The 15,496-nt window shown below is 70.7% G+C and carries 11 protein-coding genes; 4 read left to right on the top strand and 7 right to left on the bottom strand.

Annotated features, from left to right (window positions below; all coding sequences use genetic code 11):
- Positions 1–21 precede the first annotated feature (21 nt).
- The 4 genes from ACFC1K_RS06985 to gabT form a co-directional block, all read right to left on the bottom strand.
- Entirely contained in the window at positions 22–1,599 is a 1,578-nt protein-coding gene (locus ACFC1K_RS06985) for an APC family permease (RefSeq protein ID WP_375871000.1), read from the bottom strand.
- Positions 1,599–2,474 carry a universal stress protein gene (locus tag ACFC1K_RS06980; RefSeq protein WP_375870999.1) on the bottom strand — a complete coding sequence of 292 codons (876 nt, stop codon included), beginning with the start codon at positions 2,472–2,474 and terminating at the stop codon, positions 1,599–1,601. Before ACFC1K_RS06980 ends, ACFC1K_RS06985 begins: the two co-directional genes overlap by 1 nt.
- The gene (locus ACFC1K_RS06975; protein WP_375870998.1) at positions 2,471–3,832 is read right to left on the bottom strand and encodes a flavin monoamine oxidase family protein; all 1,362 of its coding nucleotides are present in this window, start codon (positions 3,830–3,832) and stop codon (positions 2,471–2,473) included. The genes ACFC1K_RS06980 and ACFC1K_RS06975 overlap by 4 nt, the downstream gene beginning before the upstream one ends.
- 98 nt (positions 3,833–3,930) lie before the next feature.
- Positions 3,931–5,292, bottom strand: coding sequence for a 4-aminobutyrate--2-oxoglutarate transaminase (gabT, locus tag ACFC1K_RS06970; RefSeq protein ID WP_375870997.1), 1,362 nt, complete (start codon positions 5,290–5,292; stop codon positions 3,931–3,933).
- A 93-nt stretch (positions 5,293–5,385) separates the two neighbouring features.
- On the opposite strand from gabT, the gene ACFC1K_RS06965 reads away from it, so the two are divergent.
- Positions 5,386–6,915 (top strand): PucR family transcriptional regulator, encoded by a 1,530-nt coding sequence (locus ACFC1K_RS06965; protein WP_375870996.1) that lies wholly within the window; start codon positions 5,386–5,388, stop codon positions 6,913–6,915.
- Positions 6,916–7,061: 146 nt separating this feature from the next.
- The gene (locus ACFC1K_RS06960) at positions 7,062–8,468 is read left to right on the top strand and encodes an NAD(P)/FAD-dependent oxidoreductase (protein ID WP_375870995.1); all 1,407 of its coding nucleotides are present in this window, start codon (positions 7,062–7,064) and stop codon (positions 8,466–8,468) included.
- A gap of 7 nt (positions 8,469–8,475) precedes the next feature.
- On the opposite strand, the gene ACFC1K_RS06955 is transcribed toward ACFC1K_RS06960, so the two are convergent.
- Positions 8,476–9,954: a helix-turn-helix domain-containing protein gene (locus ACFC1K_RS06955; RefSeq protein WP_375870994.1), complete on the bottom strand. Its 1,479-nt coding sequence runs from the start codon at positions 9,952–9,954 to the stop codon at positions 8,476–8,478.
- A gap of 286 nt (positions 9,955–10,240) precedes the next feature.
- Here ACFC1K_RS06955 and aceB point away from each other — a divergent pair, with 286 nt between their 5' ends.
- Together aceB and ACFC1K_RS06945 are read left to right on the top strand one after the other, a co-directional pair.
- Positions 10,241–11,881, top strand: a complete 1,641-nt coding sequence (gene aceB, locus ACFC1K_RS06950) for a malate synthase A (RefSeq protein ID WP_375871163.1) — start codon at positions 10,241–10,243, stop codon at positions 11,879–11,881.
- 34 nt (positions 11,882–11,915) lie between these two features.
- The gene (locus tag ACFC1K_RS06945) at positions 11,916–13,511 is read left to right on the top strand and encodes an isocitrate lyase (RefSeq protein ID WP_375870993.1); all 1,596 of its coding nucleotides are present in this window, start codon (positions 11,916–11,918) and stop codon (positions 13,509–13,511) included.
- 59 nt (positions 13,512–13,570) lie between these two features.
- Here ACFC1K_RS06945 and ACFC1K_RS06940 read toward each other — a convergent pair whose 3' ends face one another.
- Together ACFC1K_RS06940 and ACFC1K_RS06935 are read right to left on the bottom strand one after the other, a co-directional pair.
- Positions 13,571–14,209 (bottom strand): response regulator transcription factor, encoded by a 639-nt coding sequence (locus tag ACFC1K_RS06940; protein ID WP_310285162.1) that lies wholly within the window; start codon positions 14,207–14,209, stop codon positions 13,571–13,573.
- Complete coding sequence (locus ACFC1K_RS06935) at positions 14,206–15,468, bottom strand: sensor histidine kinase (protein ID WP_375870992.1); 1,263 nt, start codon at positions 15,466–15,468, stop codon at positions 14,206–14,208. The genes ACFC1K_RS06940 and ACFC1K_RS06935 overlap by 4 nt, the downstream gene beginning before the upstream one ends.
- Positions 15,469–15,496 lie beyond the last annotated feature (28 nt).

Raw genomic sequence — 15,496 nt, 5'->3', positions numbered from 1 at the left:
CTCCGATCGGATGGTTGTGGGTCAGTCTGCCTGCCGGCGGCGGGCGCGACGAAGGCTTTCGGGAGCGTCGATACTGAGTGTCTCACCGCGGAAGAACGCCGGACGCTTGATCGCCTGCCAGATCATGATCACGACACCCGCGAGGATGACGACCACGCCCAGCACGAACACGAGGCCGAGGCCCGCGATGCTCGACCCGCTGCCGTAGGCCGGGTCCATCGAGTCGATGAGCGTCGTGACGAACAGCACCGCGAGGATCGCGCCGCCGACGAGCGGGAACAGGAACGTGAAGAAGAAGCTGCGCACCGAGTCGAACCACTGCTTGCGGAAGTACCAGACGCACGCGAACGCGGTGAGGCCGTAGTAGAAGCAGATCATCATGCCGAGCGACAGGATCGTGTCGGTGAGGACGTTCTCGCTGATCACGCGCATGACGGCGTAGAACACGGACGCGACGATCGCGGACACCACGGTGGCGTAGCCGGGCGTGAAGAACCGCGGGCTCACGCGGGCGAACTTCGCCGGCAGGGCGCCGTAATGCCCCATCGCGAGGAGGGTGCGGGCAGGTCCCACCGCGGTCGACTGCAGCGACGCGGCCGAGCTCGACAGCACCGCGAGCGACACCAGGAACGCGAGCGGGCCGAGGATCGGGTCCGACAGTGCGAAGAACACGTTCGCCGAGATGTCCTCGTTCGCCAGCCCCAGCGGACCGTCGCCGACGCCCGCGAACATGATCAGGCCGATCGAGAGCAGGAGGTACAGGCTCACGACGATCACCACGGTGAGCATGGCCGCGCGGCCCGGCGTCTTGGCCGGGTTCTTGGTCTCCTCGTTCATGGTGAGGACGACGTCCCAGCCCCAGAAGATGAAGATCGACAGCGACAGTCCCGCGGCGAACGCGCTGAACGTCGGCACCTCGAACGGGTTGAACCACGACCACGAGAACGCCGTCGGGTCGGGGGCGTCGCCCGACACCGCCTTGACGATGGCCACGACGGCGAAGAGCAGGAGCACGGCGACCTGGAACGTCACCAGGATGTACTGGAACTTCTGCGTGGTCTGCATGTCGCGGTACGAGATGAGCGTCGCGCCCAGCATGAACAGCAGGCACACGACCACGTTGATGAACGGGTTGAACGCGAGGTCCGCGATCTCGGGGTTGTTGCTCAGCTGCGAGATCAAGAGGAACAGGAACTCCACCGCGATGCCGGCGAGGTTCGAGAGCACGATGACGGTGGCGGCGACGAGGCCCCAGCCGGTCATCCAGCCGATCCACGGGCCGAAGGCCCGCACACCCCACGTGAACGAGGTGCCCGAGTCGGGCATCGCACGGTTGAGCTCGCGGTAGCCGAACGCCGTCAGCAGCATCGGGATGAAGCCGACGAGGATGATCGCGGGCACCTGGGTGCCGACCACCGACACGGTCGGCCCGAGCGACGCGGTGAGCGTGTAGGCGGGCGCGATCGTCGAGACGCCGATGACGACGGCGCCGAGCACGCCGACAGCGCCGGCGCTCAGGCCCTTCTTGGACAGCTCACCGGCGTGCGTGCCGGTCGACGGGGCCAGCGGCGCTGCGCCGCGGCTTTCGGAAGCGCTCATCAGCGTGCGCCTTTCTTGCCGCGTGTGCGGGGCACCACGACCATGGGTACGGGAAGCTCGTGCAGCATCTTCGCCGCCGTCGAGCCGAGGAAGAGACGGCGGCGCCGGGCCAGCCGGCTGGAGCCGACCACGGCGAGCTCGCCGGGCTCCCAGCTCAGGTGCGAGACGGCGTCCTCGACGCTGTCGCCGAGACCCACGACCGCGTCGGTCTCGATGTCCTTCGGGAGGGCGGCCCGCACGTGGACGAAGACGTCGTCCGCGTGACGGGCGCCGAACTCCATCGCCTCGAGGCTCGGCGGCATGTCCACCGCGGCGAGCGAGAGCAGCCGCAGGCCTGCCCCCGTCGCGGCGGCGAGGGCGACGCTCTCCTCCAGCAGGACGTCGGCGCCGGGACGCGTGCCGATCGCGGCGGTGATCCGCGTGATGCCCGTCGACGGCTCGAGACGTCGCGAGCCCTCCGGGGCCAGCACGACCGGAACGTCCGACGAGTGCAGCAGTTCGTTGGCGACGGTGCCGAGACGGTGGCGCCCGCGGAGTCCGCCGTTGGCGGCGCCGACGACGATGTGGGAGGCCGAGAGCTCGTGCGCGGCGGCGATCAGGCCCTCCGCGAAGGAGTCGCCGAACCGCACGTGCGACGCGTGGGTCACCGCATCCGGAATCTTCGCGGCCGCCTCGGCGAGCCAGGCCTCGGCCTGCGTCACGAGGAAGCGGTCATAGCCCGCGTCGGGCGGGGTGATGACGCTGCGGTCCTCGGCGGGGAGCACCAGCACGAGGTCGAGCGGCGCGTCCATGGCCGCGGCCAGACGCGCGCCGAGGGCGACGGCGTCAGCGCCGGCGTCCGTCGCGGTGTACCCGACGACGATGCGGTCGCTCATCGCCGCGCCGCTTCGACGATGCTCGACGCGACCAGGCGCCCCATGCGGATCGCGCCGTCGACGTGCTGGTACCCGGCACCGGCCATGTCGCTGCAGGCGAAGTGGATCGGGCCGACGGGGGTGCGGAGGTCCGCGCCGTACCGGGCGAGGCCGCCCAGGTCGAAGCTCGCGGCGTACGCGCCGCGGGTCCACTCCTCGGCGCCCCAGTCGCTCTCGAAGTAGACGAGCGGGGTCTTGGCCTCGGGACCGTAGTAGTGCGACAGCGACTCGAGGATGCGCGCCTTGCGCTCCTCCGCCGACACGCGGAACAGGTCGTCGGCGTTGCGGTCCGACACGAAGCCGACCAGGGTGCCGCGCTCGTCGTCGTGGTTGGTGTTGTCGTATGCCTCGTGCGAGATCTCGTACGGGCTGAAGGCGGTGCCCGACAGGCCCTGCTCACGCCAGAACGGGCGATCGTAGACCGCGTGCACCTTGATGACGAAGCCCATCGAGATGTGCTGGTGCATCTGCTGCTTGAGGCGCGGCAGCGGCGGCGCGAACTCGATCCACGGGTAGAGGATCGGCGCGTGCGCCAGGATGACGAAGCGGGCGCGCACCTCGAGGCCGTTGTCGGTGACGACGCGGACGCCGTCCTCCGACCAGTGCACCTCGGTCACCGGCTGACCCAGGATGACGTCGTCGCCCAGCCGCTCGGCGAGGAGCAGGGGAACCTGCTGCAGGCCGCCGACGACGCGCTCATCGAGGATGAAGTCCGCGTCGACCAGGTGCGAGAAGCTGCCGGCGCTGGCCGCCATGAGGAGGGCCTGGAGCGCCGAGAACGCGTAGGCGGGCTTGGTGAGCATCGCACCCGCGATGAAGAGCGCGATGTTGTCGCGCGCCTCCTGGTCGTCGGTCTGCTCCTCGAGCCACGCCTCGAACGAGATGCGGTCGAGCGCCTCGGCGTCGGGGTGCTCCCACGGCTTGTCGGGGTCGACCTGCGCGACGAGCCCGTCGAGCACCTCGATGAGGCGCACGATCTCCTTCTCGGTCTCCGGTGCGACGGGGAAGATCTCGCCCGTGAAGCGGGTGAGCTCGCCGTCCTGGCCGATGTAGACCGAGTCGCCCTCGCGGTAGCGGCTGTACGTCTCGAGCCCCAGCTCGGCGATGGTCTCCTTGAGCGCGTCCTGGTCGGGCGACACCCACTGCCCGCCGATCTCCAGCATCGCGCCGTCGACGACGTCCGTCCACAGGCGCCCGCCGACGCGGTCGCGCGCCTCGAGCACGACGACCGAGAGGCCCGCCTTCTTCAGTTCGTTGGCAGCGGTCGTGCCGGCGGCGCCGGCGCCGACGATGACGACGTCACGGGTCAGCTCGGTCATTCGGACTCCTTCGTCAGGCGAGGTTGCGTTGGTCTTCTGTGAAGTGCGGGAGGCGGATGCTGCGACCGCCGCGCGAGCGGCGGTCGCAGCATCCCTGATCACGCAGCCGCGAGTGCTGCGGCGACGACGTCCATGCCCTCGTGGAGCAGGTCGTCGGTGATCGACAGCGGCGGGAGGAAGCGGATCACGTTCCCGTAGGTGCCGCAGGTGAGCACGATGACGCCCTGTGCGATGGACGCCTTCGCGACCGCGGCGGTGAGCGCGGCGTCCGGCTCGCCCGTCGCGGGGTCCACGAACTCGGCGGCGATCATGGCGCCGTGGCCGCGGACGTCGCCGACGCGGGGGTCGGCGGCCTGCAGGTCCTTGAGGCGGCCCTTCAGAACGGTCTCGATCTCGCGGGCGCGCTCGATCATCCCGTCGTTCTCGAACACGTCGATGGCGGCGAGCGCGGCGGCGCAGGCGATCGGGTTGCCGCCGTAGGTGCCGCCGAGGCCGCCCGCGTGCGAGGCATCCATGATCTCGGCCCGGCCCGTCACGGCCGCCAAGGGCAGGCCCCCCGCGATGCCCTTGGCGGTCGTGATCAGGTCCGGCACGATGCCGAACAGGTCGCTCGCGAACATCTCCCCCGTGCGAGCGAAGCCGGTCTGGATCTCGTCGGCGATGAACACCACGTCGTTGGCGCGGCACCACTCGACGAGGGCGGGCAGGAAGCCGTCGGCGGGGACGATGAAGCCGCCCTCGCCCTGGATGGGCTCGATGATGATCGCGGCGAGGTTGTCGGCGCCGACCTGCTTCTCGATCATCGAGATGGCCCTCTTGGCGGCGAGGCCGCCGTCGAGCCCGTCGCGGTAGGGGTACGACAGCGGGGCGCGGTAGATCTCCGACGCGAACGGTCCGAAGCCGCTCTTGTAGGGCATGGACTTCGCGGTGAGCGCCATCGTGAGGTTGGTCCGGCCGTGGTAGCCGTGGTCGAACGCGACGACGGCCTGCTTGCCGGTGTACTTGCGGGCGATCTTGACCGCGTTCTCCACCGCCTCGGCGCCCGAGTTGAACAGTGCGCTCTTCTTGGCGTGGTCGCCCGGCGTGATGCGGTTGAGGGCCTCGGCGACCGAGACGTACGAGTCGTACGGCGCGATCATGAAGCACGTGTGGGTGAGCTGGGCCACCTGCGCCTGCACGGCCGCGACGACCTTGGGGTGCGCGTTGCCGATCGTCGTGACCGCGATGCCCGAGCCGAGGTCGATGAGCGAGTTGCCGTCGGCGTCGACGATGACGCCTCCGCCGGCTGCGACGGCCTGCACGGGCGCGGTGTGGCCGACACCCGCGGCGACGGCGTCGGCCTTGCGGTCGAGGAGCTCCTGCGAGCGGGGACCGGGGATGCTGGTGACCAGGCGGCGCTCCTGCGGAAGGGTCGGACCGCCGAGGGGCGTTTCAGTGAGGGTGTCGGCTGCGCTGCTCATGCTGGGGAGCGTATTTCGTCGCCGGGAACGCCCGCACCCGCCCTCGTGTACATTCTGTCCGGCCGGCTGTACGGGCCGTACACTCGGAGCATCATGGACGCCGACGCCCCCACTCTTCGCGCCCTCCTCGCCCGGCGGGATCTGAAGCTCTCGCTCGCCGGCGACGACCTCGGTCCGCAAGCGCTGGACCGCGGCATCCGCTGGGTCCACAGCTCGGATCTCGCCGATCCCACACCGTTCCTCTCCGAGGGCCTGGTGCTGCTCACCACCGGCACGCAGTTCCCGCAGGGCGACGACGCCGACGCGGCGGCGGTCTACCGCTCGTACGTCCACCGCCTGGCGACCCGGGGCGTCGTGGGCCTCGGCTTCGGCACCGAGGTCGTGCGCGCCGGCATCCCGCCCGCCCTCGTCGACGCGTGCCGGGACGAACGGATGCCGCTGTTCGAGGTGCCGTACCGCACGCCCTTCATCGCCGTGGCCAGGGCCAACGCCGAGGCGATCGCCGCCGAGGCCTACGCGCGGCGCAGCTGGGCGCTCGCCGCGCAGCGCGCGATCGCGCTGGCCGCCCTGCGGCCCGACGGGCTCGGCGCCACCGTCGCGGAGCTGGCCAAGCAGCTCGACACCTGGGTGGGCATGTTCGATGCCGCCGGCGAGCTCTCGCGTGAGCACCCGGTCGGAGGGCTGGGGGCCGAGACGGCCGCAGCGCTCCAGCGCGAGGTGACGGGCGTGCTGCACCGGGGCGCGCGGGCGGGCTCGTCGCTGCACATCGGCGAGACGCCGTTCTCGCTGCAGACCCTCGGCCGCGGCGGACACCTGCGCGGCGTCATCGCGATCGCCGCGGGCGACCTCGACCAGGAGGGCCGCGTCGTCGTCACGGCCGTCATCGCGATGGCCGGTCTCGCGCTCGAGCAGCAGCAGGGCCTCGGCCGCGCGCGCTCGGCGCTGCGCGCCGGCCTCGTGCAGTCGCTGCTCACGGGCGATCCCGCCCTCGCCCGCCGCACCTCGCGGGAGCTGTGGGGACCACTCCCCTCCGCCCCTGTCGTCGTCGGGGTGACGGATGCTGCCGCCGCACGCGTCGACGGCATCGCCGAGCTGCTCGAGCTCTGGGCCGACGAGCGCCGCGGCGCGCTGTTCTTCGGTCGCGGCGAGGACGGCCTCGTGCTGGTCGTGCCTCAGGGCGACCGCTCGAGTGTCGACGAGCTCGTCGCGCGCTTCGAGGTGCGCGTCGGACTGTCGGATCCGACGGGCTACGACGGCTTCGCCGCCGCGCTCGGGCAGGCGCGCGTCGCGCGGGACCGCGGCATCCGTCCGGTGACGGAGTTCGCCGAGGTCGCCCGCGCCGGCGTCCTCTCGGCGCTCACGGACGAGGCCCGCGCGCTGGCGCGAGCGGAGCTCGCGCCGCTGCACGACCACGACGCCGCGCAGGGCACGCACCTCGTCGAGACGCTGAAGGTGTGGCTCGACGAGGACTGCTCGCACGAGGCCACCGCGCAGGCGCTCGGCGTGCACCGCCACACCGTGCGCACGCGCCTCGCCCTCATCGAGCGCGTGCTCGGCCGCGATCTCTCGTCGTTCGCGACCCGCGCCGAGCTGTGGGCGGCGCTGCGCGCCCTGGCCTCCTGAGAACCGCACTCCCACTGTTCGTTCGTCACAGATGTACGCGCCTGCGGGCGTTCGCCGTACATCTGTGACGAACGAACATGAGGATCGGACGAATCGACGGATCCCGCCCGACGCCGGGGACAGGGTGCGGCGATAGCCTGTGGCCCGTGTCGACCATCGCCCGAGACAGTGCCGACGTGCCCAACGGCGACGTGTCGTGGTGGTGGCGGAGCCTCGGCGGCACGCCGACCCCGCGCGCTCCCCTGGCCGGCGACCTCGACGTCGATGTCGCGATCGTGGGCGGCGGCTACACCGGCCTCTGGGCCGCGTACTACCTGAAGCGCGCGCAGCCCGACCTCCGGGTCGTCGTGCTCGAGCAGCGCTTCGCCGGGTTCGGGGCGTCCGGCCGCAACGGCGGGTGGCTGACCAATACCGTCACCGGCGGGCGTGAGCGCTACGCCGAGACGCACGGCCGCGACGCGGCGATCGCGCAGCAGCGCGCGCTCAACGACACCGTCGACGAGGTCATCGCCGTCGCCGCGCGCGAAGGCATCGACGCCGACATCGTCAAGGGCGGCGAGTACGGCGTCGCCCGCACGCCGGCCCAGCTCGCGCGCCTCCGGGCGGCCGTCGCCGCTGAACAAGCCTGGCCGCACACCGACATCGAGTGGATGGATGCCGCGGCCGCAGCATCCCGTATCCGCATCGCCGGAGCGCTCGGCGCCGCGTGGCATCCGCACTGCGCCCGGGTGCACCCCGCAAAGCTCGTGCGCGGGCTCGCCGACGCCGTCGAGCGGCTGGGCGTGCCGATCTACGAAGAGACCCCTGTGCGGGAGATCGCGCCCGGCCAGGCGATCACCGACCGCGGGACCGTGCGCGCGACCCACGTGCTGCGCGCCACCGAGGGCTTCACCGCCGACATCCGCGGCGAGCACCGCACGTGGCTGCCGATGAACTCGTCGATGATCGTCACCGAGCCCCTGCCGGCCTCGTTCTGGGACGCGACCGGCTGGGACGGGTACGAGACGCTCGGCGACTTCGCCCATGTGTACATGTACGCGCAGCGCACGGCCGACGACCGCATCGCCTTCGGCGGGCGAGGCGTGCCCTACCGCTACGGGTCGCGCGTCGACACCGACGGCACGACGCAGGCGCGCACGATCGCCTCGCTCACGCGGCTGCTGCGCGAGTTCTTCCCGGATGCCGCGGGGACGCGCATCGCGCACGCCTGGGCCGGCGTGCTCGGCGTCCCGCGCGACTGGGCGGCGGCCGTCGTCCACGACCGGGCGACGGGCCTCGGCTGGGCCGGCGGCTACGTCGGCACCGGCGTCACCGCGACGAACCTCGCCGGCCGCACGCTCGCCGACCTCGTGCTCGACCGCGACACCGAGCTCACCCGGCTCCCCTGGGTCGGCCACCGCGCGCGGCGCTGGGAGGTCGAGCCGCTCCGGTGGACCGCCGTGAATGCGATCTACACCGCGTATCGGATGGCGGACCGGGTCGAGGCATCCGGATCCTCCGACCGCACGGCGTGGCCCGCGCACGTGGCCGACGTCGTCGCGGGCCGCCACTGACGGGTGCTCAGCGCGGGGCGTGGGCCTCGAGGAACTCGTAGACGTCGGTCGTGTCGACGCCGGGGAACGAACCCGTCGGCAGCGTCGCCAGCAGCGTGCGCGGCGTGCGCACGTTCGGCCATGACTGCTCGCGCCACGACGCCTCGAGCTCGGCCGGGGCGCGACGGCAGCACACCTCCACCGAGTGCTTCGAGACCCCGCGGTTCGAGGTGTCGCGGCCGAGGAACCACTTGGTGTCGTCGAAGCGCACGCCGACGCTGATCGAGTGCGCGCCCTCGCTCGAGAGCTCGACGCGAGCGGTGCACCAGTAGGTGCCGTTGCCGGTGTCGGTGTACTGGTAGTAGGGGTTGAAGTGGTCGTCGACGTCGAAGACGACGCGCGAGGTCCACTTGCGGCAGCACATCTGCCCCTCGATCGCGCCGAGGCGGTCGGTCGGGAAGTTCACGTCGTCGTTCTCGTAGACCTTCGTGATGACCCCCGACTCGTGCACCTTCAGGAAGTGCACCGGCAGGCCCAGGTGCACAGTCGCGAGGTTCGTGAAGCGGTGCGCGGCCGTCTCGTACGACACCGAGTACGCGTCGCGGAGGTCCTCGATCGAGAGCGAGCGGTCGCCCTTGGCCTCCTGCAGGAACGGCACGGCGTGCGCCTCGGGGATGAGCAGGGCGCCGGTGAGGTAGTTCGTCTCGACGCGCTGACGGAGGAAGTCCGCGTACGAGGTCGGCTCGCGGTGCCCGAGGATGCGGCTCGACAGCGCCTGCAGCACCGCCGTGCGCGGGTCGCCCTTGGTGGCGAGACGGCTCGACAGGTACAGCCGGCCGTTCTTGATGTCGGCGACCGACCGCGTCGTCTGCGGCAGGTCGGGCACGTAGTGCAGGGTGAAGCCGAGGTGCGCGGCGATGTCGGAGGCCGTGCGCTGGGTCAATGGGCCACCGGGGTGGTCGACCGCATCGAGGATGCCGCGAGCCTGCTGCTCGAGCTCGGCGAAGTAGTTGTTCTGCGTGCGCATGAGCTTGCGCAGCGCCACGTTCGCACGTCGCGCCTCTTCAGGAGTCGCCGCGCGCTCGTCGCGCAACCGCTCGATCTCGCCCTGCAGCGCCAGCATCGCCTTGAGCGCCTCGGTCGGCACGGTCTTGCCGATCCGGAACGGCGGGATGCCGAGCGCCTGGAACGTCTGGCCGCGCATCGCCCGCTCGAGCGAGATCTCGAGCGTCGCGCGCTCGTCGAGCGGCTCGGACTCGAGGATCGCGTCGATCGACGAACCCAGTGCCCGCGCGATCGCCTGCAGCAGCGTGAGCTTCGGCTCGCGGCGTCCGTTCTCGATCATCGACAGCTGGCTCGGGGCGCGGTCGACCGCGGAAGCGAGCTCTTCGAGCGTCATGCCACGGTCGGTGCGCAGCTGCCGGATGCGGCGGCCGATGGTGAGGGGATCCACCTCCTCATCGTCCGGGACTTCACCGCGCACATCCGAGGTCAACGTCGTCGTCATGCCGCGATTCTGTCACGAAAGCAGAAATACCGGAAAACTTCACACCCGGATTCGTCGGGTACACCCCCGAACTTCACCCCAGAGTGGTCTCACGACGAACCACCGATCCAGCCAGACGCGGATCACGGATGCCTCGACCTGGCCGACACCGCCCGGTCGATGCATCCTCCCAAGAACTCCATACCTCGCTCACCTGTCACGAAACGCCACTCGACCCGGCACTTCACGACAGGTGAGCACACCTTCACAGGAAGGCAGGGACATGACACCTGCGACCGCCACCCCGATGCGTACGCGCACCGGCCCCATCCCCACCCAGACCCACGAGCCCTCGATCGAGATCGCCGGCCGCCTCGGACCCCGCTACGACGAGGTCCTGACGCCCGAGGCGCTCGCATTCCTCACCGAGCTGCACCACCGCTTCGGCGCCCGCCGCCACGACCGGCTCGCCGACCGTATGCGCCGCCGCTTCGAGATCGGCAACGGCCACGACCCGCAGTTCCGCGACGACACGCGCCACATCCGCGAGGACGCGGAGTGGCAGGTCGCCGGGGCCGGCCCCGGCCTCGAGGACCGCCGTGTCGAGATCACGGGCCCGACCGACCCGAAGATGACGATCAACGCGCTGAACTCGGGCGCCAAGGTGTGGCTCGCCGACCAGGAGGACGCCACCAGCCCGACCTGGAAGAACGTCATCGAGGGCCAGCTGAGCCTGCGCGACGCGATCCGCGGCGACCTGTCGTTCACGAGCCCCGAAGGCAAGCGCTACGAGGTCACCGCGACCGAGACGCCCACCATCGTGATGCGTCCGCGTGGATGGCACCTGCCCGAGCAGCACATCCGCTTCACCGACCGCACCGGCCGCACGATGGCCGCGTCGGGCTCGCTCGTGGACTTCGGCCTGTACTTCTTCCACAACGCCGCGCAGCTGATCGCGAACGGCCGCGGCCCCTACTTCTACATCGCCAAGCTCGAGTCGAGCGAAGAGGCGAAGCTGTGGGACGACGTCTTCACGTTCAGCGAGCAGTACGTGGGCATCGCCCACGGCACCATCCGCGCGACGGTGCTGATCGAGACGCTGCCGGCCGCATTCGAGATGGAGGAGATCCTCTTCGAGCTGCGCGACCACATCGCGGGCCTCAACGCGGGCCGCTGGGACTACATCTTCTCGATCATCAAGAACTACCGCGGTCGCGGCGCCCGGTTCGTGCTGCCGGACCGCAGCGAGGTCACGATGACCGTTCCGTTCATGCGGGCGTACACCGAGCTGCTCGTGAAGACGTGCCACAAGCGGGGTGCCTTCGCGATCGGCGGCATGAGCGCCTTCATCCCGAACCGCCGCGACCCCGAAGTCACCGAGCGCGCGTTCGAGAAGGTCGCGGCCGACAAGAAGCGCGAGGCCGGCGACGGCTTCGACGGCACGTGGGTCGCGCACCCCGACCTCATCCCGGTGGCCCGCGCCGAGTTCGACGCCGTGCTGGGCGATCGCCCGAACCAGCTCGACCGGCAGCGTCCCGAGGTCGAGGTGGCGGCTGCCGACCTGATCGACGTCCACATCGGGCGCCCGATCACCACGGCGGGCGTGTACGGCAATGTGTCGGTGGCCATCCGCTACATCGAGGCGTGGCTGCGCGGCCTCGGCGCCGTCGCCATCGACAACCTCATGGAGGATGCCGCGACCGCCGAGATCAGCCGCAGCCAGGTGTGGCAGTGGATCCACCAGGACCGCACCACCGAGGACGGCACGCCGATCACGCGGGAATCGATCGAGGCGCTCGTCACACAGGTACTGACCCAGGCGGATCGCCGCGAGGGCGACCGGTTCGACGACGCCGCGGACATCTTCCGCGAGGTCGCGCTCGGCCAGGACTTCCCGGCGTTCCTGACTCTCCCCGCCTACGCGAAGTACCTCGTCGAGACCGACTGATCCCCCGCTCCCCGAGACCAACAAGGAAACGAACATGACTGCCTATCAGGACGACATCGAAGCGATCCGGGCGCTCAAGCAGCACCATGGCTCGAGCTGGGATGCCATCGACCCCGAGTCCGCCGCCCGCATGCGGGCGCAGAACCGCTTCCGCACGGGACTCGAGATCGCCCAGTACACGGCCGACATCATGCGCCGCGACATGGCCGAGTACGACGCGGACTCGTCGGTCTACACCCAGTCGCTCGGCGTCTGGCACGGCTTCATCGGGCAGCAGAAGCTCATCTCGATCAAGAAGCACCTGAAGTCCACGAACAAGCGCTACCTCTACCTGTCGGGGTGGATGGTCGCCGCGCTCCGTTCCGAGTTCGGACCGCTTCCCGACCAGTCGATGCACGAGAAGACGGCGGTTCCGGCCCTCATCGAGGAGCTCTACACGTTCCTCCGTCAGGCCGACGCCCGCGAGCTCGATCTGCTGTTCACGCAGCTCGACGACGCGCGCGCCGCCGGCGACGACACCGCGGTCGAGTTCATCCAGTCGCAGATCGACACCTACGAGACCCACGTGGTGCCGATCATCGCCGACATCGACGCGGGCTTCGGCAACCCCGAGGCCACGTACCTGCTGGCGAAGAAGATGATCGAGGCCGGGGCGTGCGCCATCCAGATCGAGAACCAGGTGTCGGACGAGAAGCAGTGCGGCCACCAGGACGGCAAGGTCACGGTCCCGCACGAGGACTTCATCGCGAAGATCACCGCGGTCCGCTATGCCTTCCTCGAGCTCGGGATCGAGAACGGCGTCATCGTGGCCCGCACCGACTCGCTCGGCGCCGGGCTCACGCAGAAGCTCGCCGTCACGCACCAGAGCGGCGACCTCGGCGACCAGTACAACTCCTTCCTGGACGTGGAGGAGATCTCGGAGGCCGACCTCGGCAACGGCGACGTCGTCATCAAGCGCGACGGCACGCTGCTGCGCCCGAAGCGGCTCGCCAGCAACCTGTACCAGTTCCGTCCGGGAACCGGGGAGGAGCGCGTCGTGCTCGACTGCATCACGTCGCTGCAGAACGGCGCCGACCTGTTGTGGATCGAGACCGAGAAGCCGCACGTGGAGCAGATCGCCGGCATGGTCGACGCGATCCGCGAGGTCATCCCGAACGCGAAGCTCGTCTACAACAACAGCCCGTCGTTCAACTGGACGCTCAACTTCCGGCAGCAGGCGTACGACCTCCTGGCGGAGCAGGGCGAGGATGTCTCGGCCTACGACCGTGGCGACCTGATGAACGTCGCGTACGACGACACCGAGCTCGCGCGGCTGGCCGATGAGAAGATCCGCACGTTCCAGCGTGACGGCGCCGCCCGCGCCGGGATCTTCCACCATCTCATCACCCTGCCGACCTACCACACAGCGGCCCTGTCGACCGATGACCTCGCGAAGGGCTACTTCGGGGACGAGGGCATGCTCGCCTACGTGAAGGGCGTCCAGCGTCGCGAGATCCGCGAGGGCATCGCCACGGTGAAGCACCAGAACATGGCGGGGAGCGACATCGGCGACAACCACAAGGAGTACTTCGCCGGCGACGCCGCGCTCAAGGCCGGCGGTCAGCACAACACGATGAACCAGTTCGGCTGAGTCCTGAAAACGACGGATGCTGCGACCCGGCCGGGTCGCAGCATCCGTCGTTCCCGTCGTCAGCGGTGGACGAGCAGTCCGCGCTCCATGGCGAGGGTCACGGCGCGCGTGCGGTCGGCGACGCCGAGCTTCTCGAACACCTTGAGCAAGTGTGTCTTGACCGTCGACTCGCCGATGCCCAGGACGACCGCGATCTGCTTGTTGCTGTGGCCCGTCGCGACCAGCCGCAGCACGTCGAGCTCCCTCGCGGTCAGCACCGTCTCGGGCTCCGGCCGCCGCATGCGCTCGACGAGCCGCACCGCCACCTGAGGCGAGAGCGCCGACTGCCCCGCCGCCACCGAGCGGATGCCGGCGACGATCTCGGCCTGCGGTGCGGCCTTCAGGAGGTACCCCGTCGCACCGGCCTCGATGGCGGCGAGGATCTGGTCGTCGGACTCGTAGGTGGTGAGGATCAGCACGCGCGGCGGCGGGTCGCCCGCCTCTCCCCCGGCGATCCGGGCGGTGGCGGCGACACCGTCGACGTGCGGCATGCGCAGATCCATCAGCACGACGTCGGGACGGGTCGCCCCCGCGAGACGCACGGCTTCATCGCCGTCGGATGCCTCGGCCACGACCTCGAAGCCGGGCTCATCCGAGAGCAGCCCGGCGAGGCCGGCGCGCACCACCGGGTGGTCGTCGGCGATCAGCAGCCGGATCACAGGCGATCTCCCTTCGTCCGCACGGCCTCGGCCGGCGTATCCCCTATCGTGGCGGGCATCGCCGGCACGGGCACTCCGGCGCCCCGTTCGGCCTGCGACACCGCCGGAAGCCTGACCGTCAGGGTCGCGCCGTCGCCCGGGGCCGAGGCGACGTCGAACGTGCCGCCTGCGAGCGCCACGCGCTCGCGCATGCCGTCGAGCCCGAACCCGCTCGTGGGCCGCGAGGTGTCGAAGCCGCGTCCGTCATCGGTCACCTCGAGCACGGCGGCGCCGTTCGCCGCGACCTCGACGCGCACCGCCACCTGCGCCGCAGCGGCATGCTTCGTCACGTTGGACAGCGCCTCCTGCAGGCAGCGCAGCAGCACCACCTGCGCCTCGCGGTCGAGCTCGCCCTCCACGCCCGCGGTGTCGAGCGCGATGCGCGCGGTACCGTGTTCCCGGAACCGCTCGATGAGGCGCTCGACCGCGGCGCCGAAGGCCGCCTCGCGGGGAACGGCCGCCGTGCGGGCGACGAGCGCACGGGACTCGGCGAGGGCGTCGCGCGCGACCTGCTCGACCGTCGCGATCGTCGTGGCCGCAGCATCCGTCTGCCCCTCGCGAGACTGCCGACCCGCGCGCTCGGCGAAGATCACCAGCCCTGCGAGGGTCTGCGCCAGGGTGTCGTGGATGTCGCGGGCCAGGCGCTCGCGCTCGGCGGAGGCGCCGCGCTCGCGGCTGAGCGCCTCGACCTCGGTCTGCGCCGCCGTCAGCTCGGCGAGCAGGCGCTCGCGCTCCTCGCCGTACTCGGCGATGCGGGCGATCCACAGACCGATGGCGATCGCGAACGAGAGCGAGAAGACCGCGGTGGTCCCGCCGGCGAGCAGGGAATCGAGGTTCGCACCGTAGCCGAAGCTCGCCCCGACGAAGACGCTGCCGGCGATGACCGCCGAACCGCCGATTCCGCGCTTGCGCGAATCGCCGATGACCCACACGAGCGGGTAGGCCAGGGTCTGGAGCATCGCCATGAAGGGTGCCGCACCGGCGCCGATCCCGGCCGCGACGGCCGCCACCGACAGGAAGGCGGGGTACCGCCACGCCGCGCGCGGCGGCTCGATCGCGCCGCGGCCGATCAGTGCGTAGCCGAGGGCGAAAAGGCCGATGGCGGCGAGCGCGATCACTGTGCGGGCCGGGGTGGCGGGTGGGAAGAGGAAGACGAGCGCGATCGCGATGACGGCCGACACGATCGACACGATCGCGTCCCACCCGCGCTTCGTCAGCATCGTCCCTCTTCCCCTCGGCCCACCCGCA

The sequence above is a fragment of the Microbacterium sp. NPDC056057 genome (assembly GCF_042266945.1).
GTDB lineage: Bacteria > Actinomycetota > Actinomycetes > Actinomycetales > Microbacteriaceae > Microbacterium > Microbacterium trichothecenolyticum_C.
The sequence above is the reverse complement of the archived record's forward strand: the minus strand, read 5'-3'. Positions and strand labels throughout refer to the sequence as shown.